The sequence below is a fragment of the Nocardia niigatensis NBRC 100131 genome (assembly GCF_000308655.1).
Taxonomy (GTDB): Bacteria; Actinomycetota; Actinomycetes; order Mycobacteriales; family Mycobacteriaceae; genus Nocardia; species Nocardia niigatensis.
Genome location: NZ_BAGC01000041.1, coordinates 292,518 through 306,392 on the forward strand (window position 1 = coordinate 292,518; position 13,875 = coordinate 306,392).

The following is a 13,875-nucleotide window of genomic DNA, read 5'->3' on the forward strand; positions in this document are numbered from 1 at the left end:
CCGTCACCGCCGGCTGTTCCCGGCGGAGGCACCGCTCGTGTAGGCGTCCCGGCTGGTGTACGAGTCGCGGCTGGAGTAGGAGTCGCGGCCGCTACCGGCGTAAGCGTCGCGGCTCGTGTAGACGTCGTCGGTCTCGGTGTCCGCGTTGCCGGTCACCACGACCTCGGGGTGCTCGTCCGGTTCCGGCCGCCGGCCCGCGGAGAGTTCGACATGTCGTCGCATGGTGGCGCGCAGCGCACCCAGACCCTCGTCGCGGGGGTTGGGCGGGAGGACCCGCGAGTTCTTCCGACGCGGTCCCCGGGAGCCGATCCCACGATTCCTGTTCCCCCGCTGGGGCATCGCGACCCTCACGGGAGCGTCAGGATCTCTGCGCCGTCGTCGGTGACGACGAGGGTGTGCTCGAACTGGGCGGTCCACTTGCGGTCCTTGGTGACCACGGTCCAGCCGTCGTCCCAGATCTCGTAGTCGATACCGCCCAGGTTGATCATGGGCTCGATGGTGAAGGTCATGCCCGGCTCGATCACCGACTCCACCGAGGGCTGGTCGTAGTGCAGGATGACCAGGCCCGAGTGGAAGGTCGGCCCGACGCCGTGCCCGGTGAAGTCGCGGACCACGCCGTAGCCGAAGCGGTTGGCGTAGGACTCGATCACGCGGCCGATGACATTGAGCGCCCGGCCGGGCTTGACGGCCTTGATGGCCCGCATGGTGGCTTCCTCGGTGCGCTCGACCAGCAGGCGCACCTCCTCGTCCACGTCGCCGGCGAGGTAGGTCTTGTTGGTGTCGCCGTGCACGCCGTCGATGTAGGCGGTGACGTCGATATTGACGATGTCGCCGTCCTCGATCACGGTCGAGTCGGGGATGCCGTGGCAGATGACCTCGTTCAGCGAGGTGCAGCAGGATTTGGGAAATCCCTTGTAGCCCAGGGTCGACGGGTACGCGCCGTGGTCGAGCATGTACTCGTGGGCGATCCGGTCGAGCTCATCGGTGGTAACGCCGGGCGCGACGGCCTTACCGGCCGCTTCGAGGGCCTGGGCCGCGATCTTGCCCGCGATCCGCATCTTCTCGATGGTCTCCGGGGTCTGCACCCAGGGTTCGTGCCCCTCCTTGGCGGTCTTCTTCCAGACGTACTCGGGTCGCTCGATGTTTTTCGGGACCTCGCGAATGGGCGACTGCGTGCCGGGAACGAGGGGCTTGCGGGTGCGCACAGACATGGGTACCAGACTATCTGCCGCCCCGGAACGGGGGATTCCCAGGTCCTGGGATGGGGGAATTCTTCCGGACCATGGTCCGTTTATGCTGTCGATTGACTTGGAAACAAGACTCGAGAGGGGTTCCGGCCATGGAACTGGGGCTGACGACATTCGCCGAAACACACCCCGTCAGCGGGGACGGGCCGGTGCCGACCGCGGGCCGGCGGTTACGGCAGGTGGTCGAGGAGGCCGTGGCCACCGAGCAGGCCGGACTGGACGTGTACGGCGTCGGCGAGCATCACCGCAAGGACTTCGCCGCGTCCTCGCCGGCCGTCGTACTGGCGGCCATCGCGTCGCGGACCGAGCGGATCCAGCTGACCAGCGCGGTCACCGTGCTGAGCTCGGCCGACCCCGTCCGGGTGTACCAGGACTTCTCGACGCTCGACGGCCTCTCCGGCGGGCGGGCCGAATTGATGGCCGGGCGTGGATCGTTCATCGAGTCGTTCCCGCTCTTCGGCTACGACCTCAGCGACTACGACGAGCTCTTCGAGGAGAAACTCGCACTGCTGCTGAAGATCCGCGAGGAGGAGCCCGTCACCTGGGAGGGCAGGTTCCGCGCGCCGCTGACCGACGCGATCGTCTACCCGCGCACCGAGAACCGGCCGCTGCCGGTGTGGATCGCGGTGGGCGGCAGCCCCGAATCCGTCGTGCGCGCAGGACTTTTGGGCCTGCCGCTGGCCATCGCCATCATCGGCGGGCAGCCGGCCCGGTTCAAGCCGCTGGTCGATCTGTACCACCGGGCGCTCGACGAGGGCGGGCACCAGCCGCAGCCGGTGGCCGTACACGCGCACGGGTACATCGCCGACACCGACAAGGAAGCGGTGGAGGACTTCTACGCCTCCTACGCGCGGGCCATGTCCGGAATCGGGCGCGAGCGCGGCTGGGGTCCGATGACCCGTCAGCAGTTCGACGCGCTGCGGTCGCAGAGCGGGTCGCTGTTCGTGGGCACGCCGGACTATGTCGCGGAGAAGATCGCCGACGTCCGCGACACCCTGGGGCTGGATCGGTTCATGCTGCACACCAGTGTGGGCACGCTGCCGCACGAGAAGGTGCTGCACAATATCGAGCTGCTGGGCGCGAAAGTCGCTCCGCAGCTGGGTTGATCGGCAAACTCAGGAGTCGCCGAGCTTGGCCTGGAAGGCGATCCGGTCGCCGCGGTAGAGCGAGCGCACGCGTTCGATCGGCACGCCTTCCCCATCGACGCTACGGCGGTGCAGCAGCAGCATCGGCAGGGCCGTCGTGCATTCCAGCAAGGCGGCCTCGCGCGGTGAGGCCAGCACGGTTTCGATGCGCTCGGTGGCGGTCGCATAGACGATGCCCATGTCACGGGTGGCCGCGTAGAGCGATGTCTCCGGATTGTAGAACTCGCGCAGGACCGCGAAGCGGCCCAACGGCATCCAGGTGCTCTCCAGGCCGATGCGCTCCCCGTCGGCGAGCAGGATGCGCTCCAGATGCATGACCGGCGTGCCGGATTCGAGGGCCAGGTCCCGGGCGGTGTCCGCGTCCGCCGGGATATCGGTCCATTCCACGAGCAGGCGGCCCGGCTTGCGGCCGAACTTGATCGCGCCCTCGGTGTAGGAGCGCAGGGACAGCGGCTGCACCATCTTCGGACGCGAGACCACGGTGCCGCGGCCCTGCCGGCGAATGCGGCCCTCCACCAATAGTTCTCGCACGGCCTGGCGCACGGTTTCCCGCGCGACGCCGCAGCGCAGGGCCAGTTCACGTTCCGAGGGCAGCGGGTCGCCCTCGGAGAGTTCGGTGAGCAGCGCCTCCAGTTCCGCGCGCACGCGGTACGACTTCGGAATGCGCGCGTTCGGCGCGGAATCGGTTCCGGCGCCGGGGATTTCACCCGGCTGACGGCCTGTTCCCACCTGGTCTTCCACCCCGGCAGCCTCCCTCGTGTTCATGGCTCCAGCCTACACAAGATTGGTCTATACCAATTATTAACCTGCCGTTTCCACGCGAAACACTCGTGGGTCTAGACCATTGCTCAGGATGAGTCCCATGCGATTGGTCATCATCGGCGGAGGGATCCTCGGTACCGCCCACGCTCTCGCCGCCATCCGGCGCGGCCACGACGTCATTCACCTGGAACGGGAGGTCGAGGCGCGCGGTGCGACAGTGCGCAACTTCGGTCTGGTCTGGGTGTCGGGACGCAGCGCGAACGAACTCGAGCTCACGCTGCGCTCGCGGCAGCTGTGGGAGGAGATCGGCGGTAAGGTGCCGGGCGTCGGCTTCCGGCCCGCCGGCTCGATCACCCTGGTCCGCAGCGAGAACGAGCTCGCCGTGGCCGAGGCCGCCATGGCCGGCCCGTCAGCCGCCGAGCGCGGTTTCGAGCTGCTCGACGTCGACCAGGTGCGGACGCTGAACCCCGCGCTGCGCGGCAAGTTCCTTGCGGGCCTGCATTGTACGGCCGATGCCGCCGTGGAATCCCGGCAGGCGCTGCCCGCGCTGCGCCGCTATCTGGAGGCCACCGATCGGTACGCCTTCTTCGCCGGCACCGAGGCCCGCGCCGTCACCGGCACCACCGTGATCGACGACCGCGGCCGCCGCCACGAGGGCGATCTGGTGCTGGTCTGCCCGGGCGCCGCCCACTCCGGCCTGACCCGCGAACTGGTGGGCGACCTCCCGGTACGCCGGGTGCGGCTGCAGATGATGCAGACCGCGCCCCTGGGCGAGCCGCTCACCACCGCCATCGCCGACGGCGACAGCTTCCGCTACTACCCGGCCTTCGCGGGACCGGAGCTGGACCGGCTCAATCGCGAAGAGGCGCAGCCGTTCACAGCCGCCCAGCACAAGATGCAGCTGCTGGCCGTGCAGCGCCTGCACGGCGGGCTCACCATCGGCGACACCCACGAGTACGACGAGCCGTTCGCCTTCGACGTGGACGAGGCGCCCTACGAGCACCTCACCGGCGTGATGGAGGAGTTGCTGGGCCGCAAGCTGCCGCCGATCGTGCGGCGCTGGGCGGGCGTGTACAGCCAGTCCATCGATCCGGGGGCCATCGTCACCCGCGCGCAGGCCGCCGACGGCGTCTGGGTCGTCACCGGGCCGGGCGGGCGCGGCATGACGCTGGGCCCCGCGCTCGGCGAAGAGACCGCCGATCTCCTCAACCTCTGAGACCTACGAAGGAATCACTGTGTCCGACAAGCAGATCGAACTCGCCGTGCTGGACATGGCCGGCACCACCGTCGAGGACGACGGGCTGGTCATCCGGTCCTTCGAACGCGCCGCCACCGCCGCGGGCATTCCCGAGCAGGGGCCCGAACGCGAGGCCGCCCGGCAGTACGTCATCGACACCATGGGCCAGTCCAAGATCATGGTCTTCCGCGCGCTGACCGACGGCGACGAGGAACGGGCGCGGGCCGGCAACGCGGCGTTCGAGACCGCCTACGCCGAACTCGTTGCCGAATCCGGAGTAACGCCGATTCCCGGTGCCGCCGAAGCCATTACGGCGCTGCGGGCCGCCGGGATCAAGGTGGCGCTGACCACCGGATTCAGCCGTGAGACCCAGGACAGGCTGCTCACCGCGCTGGGCTGGACCGAGATCGCGGACCTGACCCTCGCACCCTCCGAGGCCGGCCGTGGCCGCCCCTACCCCGACATGGTGCTCACCGCGCTGCTGCGGCTCGGGGCCGAGGCCGTGGATCGCGTTGCGGTGCTGGGCGATACGACCAGCGACATCGCCACCGGGCTGGCCGCGGGCGCGCGCATCGTCGCGGGCACGCTGACCGGCGCGCACGACGAGGACCAGCTGCGGGCCGCCGGCGCGACCCATGTGGTGCCCTCCGTCACCGAGTTCGCGCAACTCCTGCTGGCCGAGCGCGGCTAGAGAATTCCGCCGCCCGGACGCGCCTTGCCCCGGGCGGCGGAGTACCCCCAACCAGTTCCTCCGAGCCGTCCCGTCCCCGAACTGAAAGTTGCAGTCACCGTGCGTAATTCGACCAACCGCCTCGCACGCACCATCGCCCGCACCGCCCTGATCCTGACCTCCGCCACCGCGGTCGCCTTCAGCCTCACCGCCTGCGGCGGCACCGGCAGCGACTCCGGCGGCGGCAAGACGGTCACCGTCTACTCCGCCGATGGCGTCGGCGACTGGTACAAGACCCAGTTCGCGAAGTTCAAGGACCAGACCGGCATCGCGGTCAACCTGGTCGAGGCCGGGTCCGGCGAGGTCGTCAGCCGCGTCGAGAAGGAACAGTCCAACCCGCAGGCCGACGTGGTCGTGACGCTGCCGCCATTCATGCAGAAGGCCGACCAGTCCGGGCTGCTGCAGGCCAGCGGCGTCGACACCGCGGCCATCGCGGCCGACGAGAAGGACGCCGGCGGCAAATGGGTGACTCTCGCGGGCAACTACCTGTGCTTCATCGCCAACCCCTCCGTCGACTCGTCCAAGCTGACCTGGGACGACCTGCTCAAGCCCGACTACAAGGGCAAGATCCAGTACTCGACGCCAGGCGAGGCCGGTGACGGCACCGCCGTGCTCGTGCTGCTGCAGCAGCTGATGGGCAGGCAAGGCGCGCTCGACTACCTGGGCAAGCTGCAGGGCAACAATGTCGGCCCGTCCTCCTCCACCGGCAAGCTGCAGGCCAAGGTCGACAAGGGCGAGATCCTGCTGGCCAACGGCGACGTGCAGATGAACCTGGCCACCGTGAAGGAGAAGGGTTCCAAGTTCAACGTCTTCTTCCCGGCCACCGCCGACGGCAAGCGGTCCACCGTCGCGCTGCCCTACCTGATGGGTCTGGCCAAGGGTGCGCCGCACTCGGACGCGGGCAAGAAGCTCATGGAGTTCCTGCTCTCGGCCGACGCGCAGAAGACCCTGCCCGACGCCTACGCGGTGCCGGCCAGGCAGGACCTGAAGGACGCCGCGCCGTCGACCCCGGGCACCACCTCCCCGGCCCAGGTCGTGAAGGGCATCGAGATCGTGCACCCCGACTGGACCGCCGTACTCAACGGTCTCGACGCCGACCTCACCGCCTACAAGAAGGTCACCGGTAGCTGACCGCCGGTAGCCGATAAGGAGCAGCAGCCATGTCCTCCGCGTTGACGACATCCACGGTGGTCACCGACACCACCGCCGAACCGGCCATCGTGTTCGACCGGGTCGGGGTCACCTACGGCCGCGGCCGGAAAACCACTGTGGCACTGGCCGATTTCAACCTGCGCGTCGCCGCGGGGGAAACCGTGGCGCTGCTCGGACCCAGCGGTTCCGGCAAGTCCACCGCGCTCAAGGCACTGGCCGGATTCGTCCGGCCGACCTCGGGCGCGGTGCGGCTGGCCGGCCGCGACGTCACCGACCTCTCCCCCGCCAAACGCGGCATCGGAGTGGTGGTGCAGTCCTACGCACTGTTTCCGCACATGCGGGTCCGCGACAATGTGGCCTTCGGGCTGAAGGCACATCGGGTGCCGCGCAACGAGATCGGGGCTCGGGTGACCGAGGCCCTCGACATGGTCGGCATGGGCGAGTACGCCACCCGGCTGCCGCGCGAGCTGTCCGGCGGGCAGCAGCAGCGCGTCGCCATCGCGCGGGCGCTCGCCATCCGGCCCCGGGTACTGCTGCTCGACGAGCCGCTCGCCGCACTCGACGCGCAGCTGCGTCAGAACATGCTCGGGGAACTGCAGCAGCTGCGAAAGGCGTTGCCGGACACGGCGATGCTGTACGTGACCCACGACCAGTCCGAGGCGCTGGCGCTCGCGGACCGCATCGCGGTCATGCGCGACGCGCGGCTGGTCGACATCGACACCGCGCACAAGCTGTGGCAGCAGCCCGCCACCGAATTCACCGCCTCCTTCCTGGGCGGCGCGAACCTGCTGGCCTGCAAGGTCGAACACGTCTCCGGCACGGCCGCGCTGGTGACCGTCGGCGAGCACACGCTGCGCGCCGACGCGCCGCCGCCTGGAGTCGGACGGCCGGACTGGGCGCCGCACGCCGACGCGCAGCTGTGCGTGCGGCCGCACACCGTCCGCGTCGTGGCGCTCACCGAGCGGGATGCGCTGCGCGCCACCGTGATCACCAGCGTGTGGAGGGGCGCCTCCACCCGCCTGCACCTCGATGTCGAAGGCATCCCCGCCGAACTCGCCGCGGATGTGCTGGGCCACAACGACATCACGCCCGGCGGCCGCGTCGGCGTCCGCTTCGCGGACCCGGCCGGTGTGCTCATCCCGCCGGGTATCGGAACGGCGGCGGCCGCTGATTCCCCCGAGGTGCGGGCATGACCGCGCTGCTCGAATCTCCTTCCGCGCCGCCGGCTCCCGAGCTACGGGAGCCGGGGCGGTCGTGGCGCCCGGTGCTGTGGACGCTGCCGCCGCTGCTGGTAGTGCTGCTGATCGCGGTGTACCCGATCGCACGGGTGCTGCTGGAGTCGACCGAGACCAAATCCGGGCGGGGCTGGGACACCTGGTCGAAGGTGCTGGCCGAGCAGTCGTTCCGGAATGCGTTGTGGCGCACCGTGAGCATCGCGGTCAGCTCGACCATCGGATGCCTGATCCTCGGCACGTTCCTCGCCATCGTGCTGGCGTTCGTGCCGTTTCCCGGATCGCAGCCGGTGGGGCGGCTCATCGACTCGGTGCTGACACTGCCGTCCTTCCTTGTGACGCTTGCCTTCACGTTCCTGTACGGCACTGCGGGCGCGGTCAACGCGCTCATCAACCGGATCACCGGGGGCCGGGAGCCGGTGCTGAACTTCCTCAGCACGCCGTGGGGCGTGATCCTCGCCGAGGTCACCTTCTTCACCCCGTTCGTGGTGCGGCCGCTGCTGGCCGGCTTCGCGCAGCTGCCGCGGGAACATCTCGACGTGGCGTCCAGTCTCGGGGCCTCGCCATGGCGGGTGCTGCGCCAGATCGTGCTGCCCGAGGCGTGGCCCGCGCTCGCGGCCGGCGGCAGTCTCGTGCTGCTGCTGACGCTCAACGAGTTCGGCATCGTGCTGTTCACCGGGGCCAAGGGCGTCATCACGCTGCCCGCGCTGATCTATACGCGCGGCATCGTCACCTTCGATCTGCCGGGGGCGGCGGTGCTGGCCTCGGTGCAGGTGCTGCTGTCGCTGAGCCTCTACCTCGGATACCGACTGCTGTTCGCGCGCCTGCTCGGCGCGCGGAAGGAGAGCTGACCCATGCTGGTGTGGACGCGTCGCGGCCGGGCCGCGGTGCTCGCGGTCTTCGGGATCGTCGTCACCGTGGTGTTCGTCGCGCCCATCGCGACCGTGGTGGCCGCCGCGCTGGCCGGGGGCTGGACCGGGCCGCTGCCCTCGAACCTCGGATTCGCCAACTTCTCCCGGGCGCTGTCGGGCGAGCAGGCCGCGAGCCTGTCGGTGAGCCTGCAGACCGCGCTCCTGGCCGGGCTGCTGTCGCTGGTGCTGGGCACGTGGGCGGCGCTCGCCTCGGTCGAAGCGCCCGCGTGGCTGCGGCGTCTCACCGACGCGATGTTCCACGTGCCGGTCGCGGTGCCGTCGGTGGCGATCGGACTGGGTGTGCTCATCACCTTCAACGAGCGGCCGCTGCTGCTCGGCGGGACCAAATGGATTGTGATCCTGGCGCATACGGTGCTGGTGCTGGCCTACGCCTTCAGCGGGGTCTGCGCGGCACTCGACCGGCTCGACCCGGGATACCGGCAGGCCGCCGAATCGCTCGGCGCCGGACCGGCGCGGGTCCTGTTCCGGATCACGCTGCCGCTGCTGCTGCCCGCGCTCGGCGCGGCGGCGGGGCTGGCCATCGCCCTGTCCATGGGTGAGCTCGGGGCGACCATCATGGTCTACCCCGCCACCTGGAAAACCCTGCCGGTGGCCATCTTCGCGGCCACCGACCGCGGCGCGGTCTTCGACGCCGCGGCCGGTACCACGCTGCTGGTGCTGGTCACCCTCCTCGCCCTGGTCATCCTGGGCCGCTTGAAAGGTCGTGCGGCGCTGCGCTGACTGCCGGGTCAGCTTTCGGTCGACCGCGCCACACCGCTGACCGCTGATGAGGGGACGGTCAGCGGTGTCTTGCGTTTATCCACGGGCGTGGCGGACAGTGGAACCGATATGCTCGCCGCATTGTCGGGTTCGTAAGGGTTTCGAGGTAACTGTTCGGGCGGGGGAAGTTCGATGGTGGTCGTCGCAGGGTTGTCCGGTGAGTCCTATGACGTGGACAGCGAACCGTTCTACGCCGCGGGCAGCCGGTCCGTGCAGTATCTGTGCCGGGACCCGCGCGGGCAGCAGCGGCTGTACAAGATGTTCCGGACCCCGGTCACCGCTCCCGACGTCATCGAACGGGCGCAGCAGGTCATGCTCTTCGGGCGGCAGACCGTCCTCTCCGACACGACCCCGGGCGGAACTGCGAGCGATGCCGCCCAGGCGGTGAACTGGCCCATCGACCTGGTGTCGCGCGAGGGGATGCTGGCCGGGACCGTGCATCCGCTGATTCCCCTGGACTATCTGCAGCCGGACGGGCGGCCGCGCACCCTCGATCAGCTGTGGGCCGCGCCCGGGCAGGTGGGGTCGTACTTCCGTGCCGGGCTGATGATCCGGTTGTGCGACATCATGCGGGTGCTCGAGGATCGGCAGCTGGTGCACGGGGACCTGTCCGCCAAGAACGTGCTGTGGCAGACGGCCGCGCCGCTGGTGTACCTCATCGACACGGCCGGGCTGACGCCGGCCGACGGCGCCTACGACCGGTTCAAGGATCGGTACGACCTGGCGTCGCTGGTGTATCGGACGCTGCTGCCGGACGCCGGGACGGGGGCGCCCGGTGCGGCATGGCAGCCGTCCGGGGTGCCCGCCGATCTCGATCCGCGAGTCCGGGCGCTGTTCGACCGGGCCTTCGGCAATGGCGGATTCGGGCCCGACGCGCGGCCTTCCGCGGCGGAGTGGGGTGACACGCTGCGGGCGGTGTATCTGACGCCCGACGGTGCGAACTATGTGCCCGAGGCGCTGGCGGTGCTGGATCGGCATACCGGGCAGCAGCCGGCGAGCGCGCCCGCCCTGCAGACGGTGGCCTTCGGTTCGCCGACCACACCGGGACAACAGACCGGTTGGTCCTCGCCGCAGCAGCCGACCGTGTATCCGACCGCGCCGCAGTCCAATTCGACCAATACGGCGCTGAAGGTGATCCTCGGCGTGCTGCTGGTGGTGCTGGTCATCGCCATCGCGGTGGGCGCGGTGGTGCTCACCGGCAAGGACTCCAACAAGAACACCGCTTCCGGCAGCTCGACGACGACCGTCACCACGACCACGACGGCCCCGCCGACCACGACGACCGCGGCGTTCGACAAGAGCACCCTCAACCAGCAGGCCACCGACAAGACGCCCTTCACCGCGAACGCCCTACTGCCGCAGAGCTTCACCGACACCAAAGGCGTGGTGTTCAACCTCCGCTCCTCCGGCCCCAAGGACTGCGTCTCCAGCAACATGTCGCAGAACGTGAAGACCGCGCTGCAGAACAACAAGTGCCAGCAGATGATGACCGGCGTCTACCTCGACCAGTCCGAGAAGATCCTGACCTCCATCGAGATCTTCACCTTCCCCTCCAGCACCGAGGCCGAGGCCATCTACAACGGCATGAAGGACCAGGACCAGATGTGGGACGTCTGGTGCCCCACCCAGGGCACCGGCGCCAGCGTCTGCAAAGCAGACTTCGACACCCTCCTGAAGGCCACCTACTCCAGCTGGGGCAGCCAGGAATACCGCTACCTCTACGAGTCCTACTCCCTCTACATCAACCTCGCCGTCGACAGCACCCTCAAACCCAACCTGGAAGCCCCCGCCCGCACCATCCTCAACCAGGTAGGCCCCGACTACTACTGGAAAACCCGCTGACCCCATAGGAATTGGGCCGGTATCCAGGGGTGGATACCGGCCCAACCTTCTCCGGGCGAGGGATCAACAAGACCCGAAGTTCAGAGGCCGGCGGTGGCGGCCAGGAGGGTGCGGGAGTGGGTGTCGTCGGTGGCCTGGATCAGGTCGGCCGCCAGGAGGTAGGCGGCGGCCATGTCGAGGGCCGAGTGCTGGAGGGCGGTGAGTGCCTCGGTGAGCCGGCGGCCCTTGTGCTCGAAACCGCGCCGGAGCTGGTGGGCGGAATCGAAATCGCCGAAGCCGGTGAGGGCATGGACATCGTGGCTACGCGCGATCTGCGGGTCCAGTGCGTCTGCGAACCGCAGGAAGGTTGCGGCACAATGGCGCGCCGAACCCATATCCAGGCGGAACGTGCCATCCTGGGCCCGCCGATACAGTTCGGTGGCCATCGCCTCGCCCGTGTTCATGACGAACTCCCTCCCTCGCATTGTGAAATGCCGTAATTGCACCCGCACTTTTGTGAATTCTCGGTCATGTGAATGAAACACGGCGTGAATTAAATACCGAGCGGATGGTTTTTGGACGCTCCGCGATTTATTCAGGGCGGGCGTGCCGCGCCAGTCGACCACGCGGCACGCCGGGCGGGGCGCCCCGTTGCGCCCGCCGTCACGGCGGGCGACGCCTACGGTTCGAGCGAGCTATTGGTCCGATAGCACGACTCGGCCGACGTCACCGCTGACGATCAACGATCCGGCACCAAAACATCAATTGTGTCAATGCATCTGGAATCATTGTTCTGGTAAACGGCGGCGGCCACCGGCCACGTCGATTACGAGATCAGTGTAGCCGTCGACCAGTTCGGCCAGGTGGTACCAGTGTTTATGGGTGTTGTCACTGGCCGCGCCCTCGTGATCGATCACCTGATTGGCCTCCACCCAGCTCCGGGCCATGCGGTCGACGACCGCGCCCAGGCTCTCGGTGTGCAGTGTGGCCCCGTTGCGATGTTGCGGCAGTTCCTGTTCCACCCAATCGTTGATATCGTCAACGAGTTCGCTGCGGCGACAATCGATCTCGCTCACCATCATGGGATCTCTTACCTGCCCGCGCCGTTCGTGCAACTCGGCGAGAGCATGCGCCGACCGTAGCAAAACTCGATCTTGAAATCGCCTCCCCTGGAAGGCACAGAGCAATTGCGGAGCGGTCGGCAGCACGCCCGCTATCGACATGGTCATCGAGACTCCCTATACGCACCCGACAGCATCACTAATCGCACCAACATGATTGGTCTCCGGATTCAGCTATACCGGTCATCGGATCGGTTGTTCACGAATAGGCTAGCTGGATCATGCTCTTACAAATGCAAGAACGCAATACTGCGTTCTTGCAAGTGCGACAGGCGAAAGGGTTGTCATGGCAGGCAAGCGCACCGTGCTTACCGTCCGTTTGCGGCGGCTCGCTGCGATGCTGCACGAGATGCGCGAGAACGCGCAGCTCAGCAAAGAAGTGGTCAGCGCCAAGACGGGCATCAACGTGACCACGCTCTACCGCATCGAAACCGCTCAGGCCAGGCCCCAGCGCCGCACCCTGACAGCCATGCTGGACCTGTACGGCATCGGCGAGCCGCAGCGTTCAGATGCCTTGCAGTTGCTGGTCGACGCGCTCCGCCCTGGCATGGCACGGTCTTTCGAGGACGCCGTGTCGGAGGTGTACGGCGCCTACATCAACTTCGAGGCCGAGGCGCTGTCGGCCCGGTTCTTCCAGTCCACCTATATCCCGGGGCTGCTACAGACCGAGGCGTACGCGAACGCCGTCTACCAGACCACCATGCCCAAGATCTCGGATCAGGTTATCGAGCAACGCATCCGGGCTCGCCAGGAGCGGGCCAACGTGCTCATCAAGGATGATCCGCTGGAGCTGTGGGTGGTGCTGGACGAGGCCGTGATCCGCCGGCTGGTGGGCGGCCCGGAGGTGATGTTCCAGCAGTTCACCCAATTGCTCGAGCACACCGAGAAGCGCAATGTGATCCTGCAGATCCTCCCCTTCGACGCCGGCGCGCACCCGGGCATGCTGGGCTCCTTCACCCTGCTGGACTTCCCGGACCCGGCGGACCCGGAACTCGTCTATGTGGAGGGCATCGCCAGCGACGAGCTGATCGAGGGCCACCCGGAGGTGCGCCGCTACGGCGTCATGTTCGACCAGCTGCGGGCCATGGCGCTGAGCCCGCGAGACTCCATCTCGATGATCTCCCAGTCGATGAGCGAGCTGGGCGGCTGATCTTCCACCCACCCCAGGGTGGGTACAGACGCACCCTCGGAGCGGGTTCGGGCAGCACTGTGGTCGCTATCGGCCACGGCGCGCGGAGGCGACAGTGGATACATACCGAACACCACCGCAAGCGCCCCCTCCGAGAGGATGATGTTCGATGTGCAAGACGGTCGAATCGCCCGCCGCCATCGCGGTGACCGCCGCCGACTGCGAACTGAGCTACGCCGAGCTGGATCGCTGGAGCAACCGCGTGGCCCGCATGCTGCTGCGCCTCGGAGCCCACCCCGGCGCTCGCATCGTAATCGCGGAGACCCCGCAGCTGGAGGCTGCGGTGGCCCGCTTGGCCGTCACCAAGACCGGAGCGATTCCGGTGCCGCTCACCACCGAATCCGCGGTGGCGCGTGCCGATTTCGGCATCACCACCAAGGCCGGCCGCGAGCTGGTCACCGATCCGGGCCGCTGGCTGGTACTCGACGACCGCTCCACGCTGGTGCAGTACTTCACCGGCTCGGATGCCCCGCTCACCGAGGCGGAGCTGCGGCCCGCGGCCGGAGTCGCCGCCTGACCGCATCGAATCTTCTTCGCCAGCAGGATGT

The 13,875-nt window shown here is 68.2% G+C and carries 15 protein-coding genes; 10 read left to right on the forward strand and 5 right to left on the reverse strand.

The features are described from left to right. Positions 1-3 precede the first annotated feature (3 nt). Positions 4-222, reverse strand: coding sequence for a hypothetical protein (locus ON33_RS41295; protein WP_157184568.1), 219 nt, complete (start codon positions 220-222; stop codon positions 4-6). A gap of 125 nt (positions 223-347) precedes the next feature. Then, positions 348-1,211, reverse strand: a complete 864-nt coding sequence (map, locus tag ON33_RS16455) for a type I methionyl aminopeptidase (protein ID WP_040859770.1) — start codon at positions 1,209-1,211, stop codon at positions 348-350. Between the two features lie 128 nt (positions 1,212-1,339). On the opposite strand from map, the gene ON33_RS16460 reads away from it, so the two are divergent. Continuing rightward, complete coding sequence (locus tag ON33_RS16460; RefSeq protein WP_040859771.1) at positions 1,340-2,353, forward strand: LLM class flavin-dependent oxidoreductase; 1,014 nt, start codon at positions 1,340-1,342, stop codon at positions 2,351-2,353. Positions 2,354-2,362: 9 nt separating this feature from the next. On the opposite strand, the gene ON33_RS16465 is transcribed toward ON33_RS16460, so the two are convergent. After that, positions 2,363-3,157, reverse strand: a complete 795-nt coding sequence (locus tag ON33_RS16465) for a GntR family transcriptional regulator (RefSeq protein WP_083869007.1) — start codon at positions 3,155-3,157, stop codon at positions 2,363-2,365. A 97-nt stretch (positions 3,158-3,254) separates the two neighbouring features. On the opposite strand from ON33_RS16465, the gene ON33_RS16470 reads away from it, so the two are divergent. The 7 genes from ON33_RS16470 to ON33_RS16500 all read left to right on the forward strand — a co-directional run bounded on the left by ON33_RS16470 (position 3,255) and on the right by ON33_RS16500 (position 11,038). Next, entirely contained in the window at positions 3,255-4,370 is a 1,116-nt protein-coding gene (locus tag ON33_RS16470; protein ID WP_040859772.1) for a TIGR03364 family FAD-dependent oxidoreductase, read from the forward strand. Between the two features lie 19 nt (positions 4,371-4,389). Continuing rightward, entirely contained in the window at positions 4,390-5,082 is a 693-nt protein-coding gene (locus tag ON33_RS16475) for a phosphonatase-like hydrolase (protein ID WP_085996767.1), read from the forward strand. A 99-nt stretch (positions 5,083-5,181) separates the two neighbouring features. Next, the gene (locus ON33_RS16480) at positions 5,182-6,252 is read left to right on the forward strand and encodes a 2-aminoethylphosphonate ABC transporter substrate-binding protein (protein WP_040859774.1); all 1,071 of its coding nucleotides are present in this window, start codon (positions 5,182-5,184) and stop codon (positions 6,250-6,252) included. Positions 6,253-6,281: 29 nt separating this feature from the next. Beyond that, complete coding sequence (locus ON33_RS16485) at positions 6,282-7,466, forward strand: ABC transporter ATP-binding protein (RefSeq protein WP_051152318.1); 1,185 nt, start codon at positions 6,282-6,284, stop codon at positions 7,464-7,466. Then, positions 7,463-8,356: a 2-aminoethylphosphonate ABC transporter permease subunit gene (locus tag ON33_RS16490; RefSeq protein WP_040859775.1), complete on the forward strand. Its 894-nt coding sequence runs from the start codon at positions 7,463-7,465 to the stop codon at positions 8,354-8,356. Before ON33_RS16485 ends, ON33_RS16490 begins: the two co-directional genes overlap by 4 nt. 3 nt (positions 8,357-8,359) lie before the next feature. After that, a complete protein-coding gene (locus ON33_RS16495) occupies positions 8,360-9,157 on the forward strand; it encodes an ABC transporter permease (protein ID WP_040859776.1) in 798 nt (265 codons plus the stop codon). A 171-nt stretch (positions 9,158-9,328) separates the two neighbouring features. Then, complete coding sequence (locus ON33_RS16500) at positions 9,329-11,038, forward strand: aminoglycoside phosphotransferase family protein (protein ID WP_040859777.1); 1,710 nt, start codon at positions 9,329-9,331, stop codon at positions 11,036-11,038. 80 nt (positions 11,039-11,118) lie between these two features. Here the strand turns inward: ON33_RS16500 and ON33_RS38275 are convergent, their stop codons facing one another. Together ON33_RS38275 and ON33_RS16510 are read right to left on the reverse strand one after the other, a co-directional pair. Further along, a complete protein-coding gene (locus tag ON33_RS38275; RefSeq protein WP_051152320.1) occupies positions 11,119-11,481 on the reverse strand; it encodes a hypothetical protein in 363 nt (120 codons plus the stop codon). 321 nt (positions 11,482-11,802) lie between these two features. Then, a complete protein-coding gene (locus tag ON33_RS16510) occupies positions 11,803-12,162 on the reverse strand; it encodes a DUF4254 domain-containing protein (protein ID WP_040859778.1) in 360 nt (119 codons plus the stop codon). Between the two features lie 262 nt (positions 12,163-12,424). Between ON33_RS16510 and ON33_RS16515 the strand changes: the two genes are divergently transcribed. After that, the gene (locus ON33_RS16515) at positions 12,425-13,288 is read left to right on the forward strand and encodes a helix-turn-helix domain-containing protein (protein ID WP_040859779.1); all 864 of its coding nucleotides are present in this window, start codon (positions 12,425-12,427) and stop codon (positions 13,286-13,288) included. Between the two features lie 148 nt (positions 13,289-13,436). Continuing rightward, positions 13,437-13,844 carry an AMP-binding protein gene (locus ON33_RS16520; protein ID WP_051152321.1) on the forward strand — a complete coding sequence of 136 codons (408 nt, stop codon included), beginning with the start codon at positions 13,437-13,439 and terminating at the stop codon, positions 13,842-13,844. Positions 13,845-13,875 lie beyond the last annotated feature (31 nt).